The organism is Cupriavidus gilardii (assembly GCF_013314895.1).
Taxonomy (GTDB): domain Bacteria; phylum Pseudomonadota; class Gammaproteobacteria; order Burkholderiales; family Burkholderiaceae; genus Cupriavidus; species Cupriavidus gilardii_C.
This window is the reverse complement of sequence record NZ_JABTYE010000007.1, coordinates 214,979-225,474: the sequence shown is the minus strand read 5'-3', so window position 1 is coordinate 225,474 and position 10,496 is coordinate 214,979. Positions and strand designations below refer to the sequence as shown.

9 protein-coding genes are annotated in these 10,496 nt (G+C 68.4%); 4 read left to right on the top strand and 5 right to left on the bottom strand.

The features are described from left to right. Positions 1-202: 202 nt before the first annotated feature. The gene (locus tag HTY53_RS09735; RefSeq protein ID WP_174106278.1) at positions 203-865 is read left to right on the top strand and encodes a hypothetical protein; all 663 of its coding nucleotides are present in this window, start codon (positions 203-205) and stop codon (positions 863-865) included. Positions 866-941: 76 nt separating this feature from the next. Here the strand turns inward: HTY53_RS09735 and HTY53_RS09730 are convergent, their stop codons facing one another. Then, complete coding sequence (locus tag HTY53_RS09730) at positions 942-2,204, bottom strand: glycosyltransferase WbuB (protein WP_174106277.1); 1,263 nt, start codon at positions 2,202-2,204, stop codon at positions 942-944. Positions 2,205-2,229: 25 nt separating this feature from the next. Next, positions 2,230-3,231 carry a GDP-L-fucose synthase family protein gene (locus HTY53_RS09725; RefSeq protein WP_174106276.1) on the bottom strand — a complete coding sequence of 334 codons (1,002 nt, stop codon included), beginning with the start codon at positions 3,229-3,231 and terminating at the stop codon, positions 2,230-2,232. Between the two features lie 311 nt (positions 3,232-3,542). On the opposite strand from HTY53_RS09725, the gene HTY53_RS09720 reads away from it, so the two are divergent. From HTY53_RS09720 to HTY53_RS09710, 3 genes are read left to right on the top strand one after another with little or no spacing between them, the layout of a single operon-like run. Then, the gene (locus HTY53_RS09720; RefSeq protein WP_174106275.1) at positions 3,543-4,817 is read left to right on the top strand and encodes a hypothetical protein; all 1,275 of its coding nucleotides are present in this window, start codon (positions 3,543-3,545) and stop codon (positions 4,815-4,817) included. After that, positions 4,814-5,617 (top strand): glycosyltransferase family 2 protein, encoded by an 804-nt coding sequence (locus HTY53_RS09715; RefSeq protein ID WP_174106274.1) that lies wholly within the window; start codon positions 4,814-4,816, stop codon positions 5,615-5,617. The genes HTY53_RS09720 and HTY53_RS09715 overlap by 4 nt, the downstream gene beginning before the upstream one ends. After that, positions 5,614-6,288 carry an acyltransferase gene (locus HTY53_RS09710; RefSeq protein WP_174106273.1) on the top strand — a complete coding sequence of 225 codons (675 nt, stop codon included), beginning with the start codon at positions 5,614-5,616 and terminating at the stop codon, positions 6,286-6,288. Before HTY53_RS09715 ends, HTY53_RS09710 begins: the two co-directional genes overlap by 4 nt. Positions 6,289-6,428: 140 nt before the next feature. Here the strand turns inward: HTY53_RS09710 and HTY53_RS09705 are convergent, their stop codons facing one another. The 3 genes from HTY53_RS09705 to HTY53_RS09695 all read right to left on the bottom strand — a co-directional run bounded on the left by HTY53_RS09705 (position 6,429) and on the right by HTY53_RS09695 (position 10,489). Beyond that, positions 6,429-7,721, bottom strand: a complete 1,293-nt coding sequence (locus HTY53_RS09705; protein ID WP_174106272.1) for a lipopolysaccharide biosynthesis protein — start codon at positions 7,719-7,721, stop codon at positions 6,429-6,431. 130 nt (positions 7,722-7,851) lie between these two features. Beyond that, positions 7,852-9,078: a GDP-mannose 4,6-dehydratase gene (gene gmd, locus HTY53_RS09700; RefSeq protein WP_174106271.1), complete on the bottom strand. Its 1,227-nt coding sequence runs from the start codon at positions 9,076-9,078 to the stop codon at positions 7,852-7,854. Further along, positions 9,065-10,489, bottom strand: a complete 1,425-nt coding sequence (locus HTY53_RS09695; protein ID WP_174106270.1) for a mannose-1-phosphate guanylyltransferase/mannose-6-phosphate isomerase — start codon at positions 10,487-10,489, stop codon at positions 9,065-9,067. Before HTY53_RS09695 ends, gmd begins: the two co-directional genes overlap by 14 nt. Between the last annotated feature and the right edge of the window lie 7 nt (positions 10,490-10,496).

The window sequence follows — 10,496 nt, the reverse complement described above, 5'->3', positions numbered from 1 at the left end:
TCCCTGCGCCGCTGGCACCAATGCGGGCTCGGCCCCAAATATGCAAGCCTGTGGAGCAATTTCTGCAAGCGGTGCCGAGCGGCGCAGGGACGGCATGTCGCCGGTGGCCGCCCAACGCCGGCATGCGGCTTGCGTGAAGAGGGCGTAGATCACCGCACCACCGCATCACCACATCACTGCATCGACAGTCAGGAGGGACAGCATGAAACCACGAGATCTGCTGGTGGTGGCCGCGTCGTGCCTCGCGCTGGCCAGCCAGCTCGCGATGGCACAGGGCCGTTCGACCGGCGGCAGCGGCAAGGCCGGTTCGACCGGCATGAGCGATAACGCCGGCGCGCAAGGCACGACCGGGACGGGCGCGACCTCGTCGGGAACCGCTGCCGGTGCGGGTGATGCAAGCGGTCCGGTCAGCGGCGGCGCGCGCGGCGCGGTGGGCCCGGGCCAGGGCGCGCAGTCGAGCGTCCAAGGCGCCGCGCAAGGTGGCGGCGGCGCGCAGGGTGGTGCGCAGGCGGGGGCCGGCGGCTCTCGTCAATCCCGTGCCGGCGATGTCGAGCATGGCGGCAGTCCGACCACCGGCTCGCCGTCGGGCGGGCGGCAGCCGCCCGGCAGCGCGAAGGCGGCGCCCGGCGGCGGTGCGGGCAATACCGGGGGCGGCACCGCGGCCAACCGCGGCGGCGACGCGACCAGCGGCAAGCCGGCAACGGACTCGCGCCGTGCCGGCGGCGTATCGGATTCCACTCAGGGCAGCAGCCGCGCCAGCGCGGGCGGCGGCAAGGCGAGTACGCCGTCCGGTGCGACCAAGGGCAGCGGCACGTCCGATCGCGGCACGGGCGGCGGCGGCGTGACCAGCGGCAGCGACCGGTAAGAATCTCGGACCGCGCGTCAAAGCTCCCAACGTTCGCCAGCGTTAGCCAACGTTCCCCGCGGGTCCGCCCGATCGGCTAATCGGTGCCGACACTGGCGGCCGGCACGCTGACCGCCGTGGCCTCGCCGCACAGCGCCTGCATCGCGGCCTCCCAGCGGCCCAGCACCGCGTCGCGGTCCAGATGCCGCTCGGCCCACGCCCGGCCGGCCTTGCCGAGCGCATCGCGCGCGGCAGGGTCGGCGGCCAGCCCGTCGATTGCTGCGGCCAGCGCGAGGCCGTCGCCGGGCGCCACCACGCGGCCACAGCGCGCCGCCAGCCGGGCCAGCTCGGTGCCGGGATGCGCGGTCGCGATGACAGGCCGCCCGCTGGCCAGCATGCCGGCCAGCTTCGACGGCAGCACCAGATCGGCGGCATCGGCCCGCTGCGGCAGCAGATGCAGATCGGCGGCCGCCAGCAGCGCCGGAAAGCGCGACGCCGGCTGCAGCGGCAGAAAGCGGACCTGGGCCAGCCCGGCACAGGCCTGCTCGAGCGCAGGCCGTCCCGCGCCGTCGCCGCATAGCACGAACCAGATGTCGGGCCGGTCGCGCAGTTGCCGTGCCGCCTCGGCCAACACTTCCAGCCCCTGCTTGTTGCCCATGTTGCCGGAGTACAAGGCCACCGTCGCGTCGGGCGGAATGCCGAGCCGACGGCGATAGAGACTGCCGCGGCCGGGCTGGATCGCGCGCAGGTCGACCCAGTTCGGGATCAGCTGGGTGCGTTCCGCCGGCGCGCCCTTGTCACGCGCGAGCCGCAGCATCGCTTCGGAGATCGTCGAGACGCAGTCGAAGCCCGCCATCGCATGGCGTTCGAGCGCATACGCGAGCCTGCGCAACAGCGGCTGCTTCAGCAGGCCCAGCGCGAACGCCGCATCGACTTCGTAGTCCTGCACATGCAGCCAGGTCTTCGCGCCGGTCCAGCGGCCGAGCAGCAGCGCGGCAGGGCTGCACAGCAGCGGCGGCTCGACCACCATCACCACATCCGGACGCCAGCGCCATTGCGCCAGCAGGCAGGGCAGGCTGCTCAGCGCGAAGCTGGCCAGATGCAGCACACGCTTGAGTCCCGACGGCTGGCGCGGCACCCAGATGGGCGCGCGCCATATCTGCACGCCGTCGTGCTGCTCGCGCCGGTATTGCCACGCGCGATAGCCGGTGCCGACGCGCCAGGCAGGATAGTAGGGCGGCGCCGTGACGACGCGCACCTGGTGGCCGCGCGCCGCGAACCACCGCGCCTGTTCGCCGGTGTACTTGCCGATGCCGGTCAGCTCGGGGGAGTAATTGAGGCAGTACAGGAGGATCTTCATCGGCGCGCGTTCCGGAGCCGCGGGCTCAGCGCAGCGCGACCAGCCGCGGCTGGCGTCGCCCCGGGCTTTCCAGGCGGCCGCTTTGCAGCGCGTCCTGATAGGCCAGCCGCAGGCCGTCGACCAGCGACACGGTCGGCTTCCAGCCGGTCCCCTCGATGCGGCGCGAGTTCAGCCGCTTGCGCGGCGTGCCGTCGGGTTTGCTGGTGTCGAAGCGGATGGCGCCGCGGAAGCCCACCGTGTCGGCGATCAGCTCGGCCAGCACGCGGATGCTGACCTCGTCCGGGCTGCCGACATTGAAGAAGCCCGGCGCGCCGGCGTGGTCGCGGTACTGCTGCTGTGGCAGCGACATCAGATGCACGCAGGCCTGGCCGAGGTCGTCGGCGTAGAGGAACTCGCGCAGCGGCGTGCCGGTGCCCCACACCACCACCTCGCTGGCGCCGCTCTGCCTGGCTTCGTGAAAGCGCCGCAGCAGGCCCGGGATCACGTGGCTGTTCTCGGGGTGGTAGTTGTCGCCGGGACCGTAAAGATTGGTCGGCATCGCGCAGCGGAAGTCGGTGCCGTATTGCCGGTTGTAGCTCTCGCACAGCTTGATGCCGGCGATCTTGGCAATGGCGTACGGCGCATTGGTCGGTTCCAGCGCGCCGGTCAGCAACGCCGCCTCGTCGATGGGCTGCGTGGCGAAGGCCGGATAGATGCAGCTCGAGCCCAGGAACAGCAGGCGCTTGACGCCGGAGCGCCACGACTCGTGGACGACGTTGGCCGCGATCAGCAGGTTTTGCTGAATGAATTCGGCCGGATAGGTGTTGTTCGCATGGATGCCGCCGACGCGCGCCGCGGCGAGATAGACCTCGTCGATGCGCTGCTCGGCGAAGAAGGCGCGTACCTTGGCCTGGTCGCACAGGTCCAGTTCGGCATGCGTGCGGGTGATGACAGTGATGTCCGGACGCGCGCCGAGCGCGCGCACGATGGCGCCGCCGACCATGCCGCGATGGCCGGCAACGAAGATGCGGGTTGGAGGCTGATTCATGGCTGTGACACTGACTGTGGATCGGCGGAGTGGGACACCGGCGTGGCGATCGGGCGATGATCGGGCACACCGGACTGCACCCGGAAGGGCGTGCACTGGACGGACTCTAGCGCGCGCTTGTGCAGCCGACTGTGGGCTGGCGCACATTGGCGGAAGGTGGCGTGCCGCGGTGTGCGCCATCGAACGGAAAACATGCTTACCCCCCGGCATCGTGCGGCCATGCGGGTCCGTGGCTTCGCGGTTGCGGCCTCCCGGTCCGGCGACCGGCCCGCACGGCATACCCGCTCACCGACTCAGAAGGCGGCCACACCATGCAAACCACCTCGACCCTGCCGATCGGCGCCCGCACCAGCCATTCGGCGATGCTGCTGTACCTCGGGCTGGGCGCACTGTGCGCGATCAAGGTCAATGTGATCGGCGAAGTGTATATCGGCGAGTTCATCGCGGCGGCCTACGGCCTGGCCGCGCTGTCGACGCTGCGGATCGAGCGCGGCTATGCGTCGTTCCTTGGGCTGACGCTGATGTGGGCCTTCGCGCAGGCGCTGTCGGACCTGTCCAATGCTACGCCGCTGACGTCGTCGATCAAGGGCGTGCTGGCGCCGGGCGTGTTCTTCCTGACGGTGTTTGCGATCGGCACGCACTTCAGCCAGGGCAGCCCGAAGCGGATCTGGTATTTCCTGATCGGCGCCGCGCTCAGCGAGATCGTCAACCTCAGCCGCGCCCCCACCGAGGAGATGCTGTACAACCCCTGGAAATGGGGCTACGCGATGCCGGTGCTGATGCTGCTGCTGTGCTATCTGTCGATGGTGCGCGCCGGGGCGCTGCGCATCGCGCTGTGCATCCTGGCCTATTGCGCGGTGTCCGTGGTGTTCGACTTCCGCAGCGCGGCCGGTCTGCCGCTGCTGGCGCTGGCGATCTACCTGATGCGCCGCAGCTCGGTGGTGGCGTGGGTGCGCAGCCTCACCCATACGCGCGGCGGCATTCCGCTGCTGTTCGGCGTGCTGGTGCTGGTGATCGCCGCGCTCAACGCGCTGTTCTCGATGATCTTCGCGCACGCGTCGGACTTCAGCTTCCTGACTCCGGAGGCGGCGCACAAGTACACCGTGCAGGCCACCAGCGAGCTGGGCATCCTGTTCGGCGGCCGCTCGGAAATCCTGATCTCGGTGCGCGCCTTCCTCGATGCGCCGCTGCTCGGTCATGGCTCGTGGGCGGTGGACCGCAACGGCTACCAGGACGCCTACAGCGTGCTGGTGTACCAGATGGGCGCTGCGCTCGACGACAAGATCGTCGTCACCGACGACACGCTGATTCCCGCCCACTCCTTCCTGATGGGCGCGCTGATCTGGAGCGGCATCGTCGGCGGCCTCTACTGGATCTGCATGCTGGCGCGCACCCTCTGGCTGTTCGTGCGCAACATGCCGACGATGCCGATCTTCTTCTACGTAGGCACCGCGCAGTTCGTCTGGGACGTGTTCTTCTCGCCGTTCTCGGCCGATCACCGCTGGGAGTCGGCGATGTTCCTCGGCATGCTGTTCGCCTGGCACCATGCCAACGGCTATCGTCAGCCGCTGCGGAGCGTGCGATGAGGTTCAGCGTCGTCACGGTCTCGTTCAACCAGGCGCGGTATCTGGAGCAGGCGATTCGCTCCGTCACGGGCCAGCACGGTTGCGAGCTCGAATACATCGTGGTCGACCCCGGATCGACCGATGGCAGCCGCGACATCATCGCGCGCCATGCGGGATCGATCGATCGCTGCATCCTCGAACCCGACAACGGTCCGGCAGACGGCTTGAACAAGGGCTTCGCGGCGGCCACCGGCGAAATCTTCTGCTATCTGAACTCCGACGATCTGTTCCTGCCCGAGGCGTTCGCCAAGGTCGCAGCGTACTTTCGCCGCTATCCGTCGTGCGACGTGATCTGCGGCAATGGCTACGTGATCGATGGCGAGGGCGCGCTGGTGCGGCGCGTGTATTCCGACCGCTTCGGCCTGCGCCGCGCCGCCTATGGCGCCAGCATCGCGATCCAGCCGTCGACCTTCTTCCGCGCCGAAACCTATCGCGCGGTCGGCGGATTCAATGTCGAGAACCGCTCGAACTGGGATGGCGAACTGGTGATCGACATGGCGCTGGCCGGGGCGACCTTCCGCAATGTGCCGGACTTCCTCAGCTGCTACCGCGTCTACGCCGAATCGATCACCGGTTCGGCGAGGCTGGTGGAGGCGCATCGCCAGTTCGAGCAGCGCATGTTCCGCAAGATTCTGGGGCGCGAGCGGCGCCCGTACGACGATCTGGCATCGGCGTACTACCGCGTCACCAAGCATCTGACCAATCCGCGCGCGACTTATGAACGCGTGGTACGCGGCCCCGTGTTCGGGAGGCAGTCATGATCAGGAAAGTGCTGGCGGCCGTCTCCATCGGCCTGCCGTGGCCGCTGCGGCGGCGGCTGTTGAACCGCTTCTGCGGCGCGCGCATCGACCCCACCGCGCGCATCGGCTGGTCGCTGGTGCTGTGCGACGAGCTCGAGATGGGACCGCACTCGCGCGTGGCGCATCTGACGCTGGTCAAGGGAATCCGCCGGCTCAGCCTGGGCGAGCATGCCATTCTCGGCAGCCTGAACTGGGTGTCGGGATTTCCGCAGGGACTCACCGATTCGCCGCATTTCCGCGATGCCGCCGACCGCGATCCCGCGCTGGTGATCGGGCGGCATGCCGCGATCACCTCGCGCCATATCCTGGACTGCACCGATACCATCACGGTCGGCGCCTATTCAACGGTGGCCGGCTATCGCAGCCAGTTCCTGACGCACAGCGTGTCGATCCGCGAGTCGCGCCAGCGCTGCGCGCCCGTGACGATCGGCGCCTATTGCTTCGTCGGCACCGGCTCGATCCTGCTGCCTGGCGCGGCCCTGCCGGACTACAGCGTGCTGGCCGCCGGCGCGGTGCTCAATCGCAGCATGGCGGCGCCGCACATGCTGTACGGCGGCTGCCCGGCCAAGGCGGTGCAGGAACTGCCCGAGGATCTGGCGTATTTCCAGCGTGAGGAAGGGTATATCGTCTGACCGGTCGTGCCGGGTCGACCGACAGCGCGGATGACGGCGCGGATGACGGCGCGGCCAGCGAAGCCGCGCCGTTTTGCATTCGGCCGTTTTGCATTCGGCCGATCAGCCGACCGGCATGGCGAGCGGTCGCCTCGATGCCGTCACGGCTTGACCAGGGCGCCGGCCAGTCCGTGCCGCGCAAAGCCGTGGATCTGCGGCAGCAGCACCAGCAGGATCAGCAGCTCGGTGGCCAGCACGCCGAACGAGACCGCCGGCTGCCCGAACAGCTTGCCGCCCACCACCGCAATCAGCAGGCCCGCGATATTGGCGCCCAGATAGACCAGCGACAGCCGCGCATGGTTGTTGGTCGAGGTCACCATCACCGAGGCCGTGTGCCACAGCGAGTTGACCACCGCGGCCGCCAGCAGCCAGCTGTAGTCCGGATGGATCGGCGCGATCTTGCCGTGCGTCCACAGCTGGCAGATCCATTCGCCGGCGATGTACAGGAAGACGCCGCAGGCGCTGGCCAGTCCGACGGAGGCCGTCAGCGCGTGGCGAAACAAGGCGCGCAGCGCGGTGGCGTTGCGCTGGCCGTAGAGCCGGCCGATCTCGGGCGACAGCGCCTGGCTGATCAACTGGCCCAGCTGGTAGGGAATGCGCGACAAGGTGCGCATCGCGCTGAAGTAGGCGACGAACGCGGGCCCGAAGATAAAGCCCGCGCACAGCACCATGCCCTGCATATTGAGGGCGTTGCCGATCGGGAAGGCGTTGAGCGCCAGCGCGGGCAGCAGCATCTCGCGCAGTTCGGCGCGCGAGAACGCCGAGACGCCGACGCGGGCCCATTGCGCGAAGGTCATCATGCGCCGGTACATCACGATCACCAGCAGCACGCGAACGATCGCCAGCAGCGTCAGCAGCAGCAGGAAGCCGCCGTCGAACAACAGCACGCCGGCCGCCAGCGCGCCGAACTCGACCAGGCGGAACAGGTTGAACCACATGGTGGCCTCGGCGTAGCGGCCTGCGCTCCAGAACACGCCGTGCGACAGCAGCGCCAGCATATAGGTGGAGACCTGGATCGCGATCATCAGCATCGCCAGCACCGCGGCGCCGCCCGCCAGTCCGGTCCAGCCCTGGATCGCGCTGCCGAAGGCCGCGCCCAGCAGCATCGCGACGGCTGCCAGCACCGCGCCGATCAACAGCAGCAGCACCAGCGCCGACTGGTAGCACACCACTGCCGCGCGCTGATTGCCCGCGGCGATGCTCATATTGATGCGGTTGACCGCCACGCCGGTGAAGCCCAGGTCGGCCAGCCCCAGATAGACCGGCACCGCGATCACCATCAGCCAGGTGCCATAGCGCTCCGGACCCCATGCCGCCAGGAACATCGGCACGCTGAGCAGCTGCGTCACGATGGTGACCGCCTGGCCCAGCGCATTGGCGCCGATTCCGCGCAATATCCGCTCCACGCTCGCCTCTTGTGTTTGCGGCCCCGCTGCCGCAGCAGGCCGGGGCCGTCATGTCATGCGTTCATGCGTTCGGTACATCCCATGCATCCAATGCCTGCATGCGCTCGCCTTCCCCCAATCATTCGTGATGATCGTAGGCCCGAAAGCCCGCCAGCTTGCACAGGGCATCGCGCCGCGCCGCCGCGTAGTCGGCGGCGATCATCTCGCGCACCAGTTCGTCGAAGCTGGTGGTCGGCGACCAGCCCAGCCGCTCGCGCGCCCGGGTGGGATCGCCCAGCAGCGTGTCGACCTCGGTGGGACGGAAGTAGCGCGGATCGACCCGCACGATCACGTCGCCGACCTTGCGGCCTGGCGCCAGTTGCTGTCGGCCGTTGTCGATCGCCGCGATCACGCCGATTTCGTCGACGCCGCTGCCTTCGAAGCGCACCGTGATGCCGAGCTCGGCGGCGGCGCGCTGCACGAACTCGCGCACGCTGTGCTGCTCGCCGGTGGCGATGACGAAGTCCTCGGGCGCCTCCTGCTGCAGCATCATCCACTGCATCTGCACATAGTCGCGCGCATGGCCCCAGTCCCGCAGCGACGACAGGTTGCCCAGATGCAGCGTGTCCTGCAGGCCGAGCGCGATCCGCGCGATGGCGCGCGTGATCTTGCGTGTCACGAAGGTCTCGCCGCGCAGCGGGCTCTCGTGATTGAACAGGATGCCGTTGCAGGCGTACATGCCGTACGCCTCACGGTAGTTCACCGTGATCCAGTAGGCGTAGAGCTTGGCGGCCGCGTACGGGCTGCGCGGATAGAACGGCGTGGTTTCCTTCTGCGGAATCTCCTGCACCAGGCCGTACAGCTCGGAGGTCGAGGCCTGGTAAAAGCGCGTGGTCTTCTCCAGGCCGAGGATCCGGATCGCCTCGAGCAGCCGCAGCGTACCGAGCGCGTCGGTATTCGCGGTGTATTCCGGCTCTTCGAACGACACCTGCACGTGGCTTTGCGCGGCCAGGTTGTAGATCTCGTCCGGCTGCGATTGCTGCACCACGCGCACCATGCTCGCAGTGTCCGTCATGTCGCCATGGTGCAGGATCAGCCGGCGGTCGGGGGCCTGCGGATCCTGGTACAGATGATCGATGCGCTCGGTATTGAACAGCGAGCTGCGCCGCTTGATGCCATGGACCTCGTAGCCCTTGGCAAGCAGCAGTTCGCACAGATAGGCGCCGTCCTGGCCGGTGATCCCGGTGATCAGCGCACGCTTGCGGCGTGCGCCGCTGCCGGCCGCCGCATCGTCGTGCTGCTGCGGCTGGAGTTCGAGATCGCCGGCCGCCAGCGGGCCGAGCGGTTGCAGGTCAAGTGCGCCCATAAATATCTGCCATCCTGATGATGTCGTCTTCGCCAAGGTACGAGCCGGACTGGATCTCGATCAGTTCGAGCGGGATCCGGCCGGGATTTTCCAGACTGTGGGTTTCGCCGATCGGGATATAGGTGGACTGATCCTCGGTCAGCAGGAATTCGACGTCGCCGCGGCGCACGCGCGCGGTGCCGGACACCACCACCCAATGCTCGGCGCGGTGGTGGTGCTTCTGCAGCGACAGCTTGGCGCCGGGTTTGACGCTGATCCGTTTGACCTGATAGCGCTGGCCGTGGTCGACGCTGTCGTACGAGCCCCAGGGCCGGTAGACCTGTCGATGCTGCGTGGCCTCCGGGCGCCCTTGCGCGCGCAGCGTTTCGACCAGTTGCTTGACGTCCTGCGCATGGTTCTTGTGGACGACCAGCACGACGTCGGGCGTCTCCACCACGATCACGTTTTCCAGTCCCGCCACCGCCACCATCCGGTGCGAGGCATGGACGAGGCAATCGCGCGCGCCATGCGTGACCACATTGCCGACCGCCGCGTTGTTGCCTTCGGTCTTGTCGGCCGCCTTCCATACCGCGTCCCACGAGCCGATATCGCTCCAGTCGGCGGCCAGCGGCGCCATGCGTCCGTCGCGCAGATGCTCCATCACCGCATAGTCGATCGAGTCGGACGGGCACGCGCCGAAGGCATCGGCGTCGAGCCGGCAGAAATCCAGATCGGATTTGCCGCGCGCCACCGCCTGTTCGGCGGCGCGCAAGATGTCGGGGGCGAACTGGCGCAGGGCGTCGAGATAGACCGACGCGCGGAACAGGAACATGCCGCTGTTCCAATAGCAATTGCCTTCGCCCAGGAAGTCGGTGGCCTGCTCCAGCGACGGCTTCTCGACGAAGCGTTTGACCGTCATCAGCGCGCCGTCGTTGGTCGGCACCGCCTTGATATAGCCGTAGCCCGTTGCCGGGAAGGTCGGCACCACGCCGAGCGTGGCGACTGCGCCGGCGGCGGCGGCCGCGCTGGCTGCGGCGACCGAGCGCGCGAAGGCGTCATGGTCGCGTACCAGATGGTCCGACGGCAGCACCAGCAGGATCGGATCGTCGCCGCCGGCCTGCGCCTTCAGCGCGGCGACCGCGGCCGCCGGCGCCGTGTTGCGCGCATGCGGTTCGAGCAGGATCGCCGCCGGCTCGCAGCCGATTTCGCGCGCCTGTTCGGCGACGACGAAGCGGTGCGCTTCATTGCTGACCAGGATCGGGGCGCCGACACCCTCGATGCCGCGCACGCGAAGCAGCGTGTCCTGCAGCAAGGTATGTTCGCCCAGCAGACGCAGGAACTGCTTCGGATGGCCGTCCCGCGACAGGGGCCATAACCTCGACCCCGTGCCGCCGCACAGCACGACCGGTACGATTCGATTCTCGCTTGCCATGACGCCT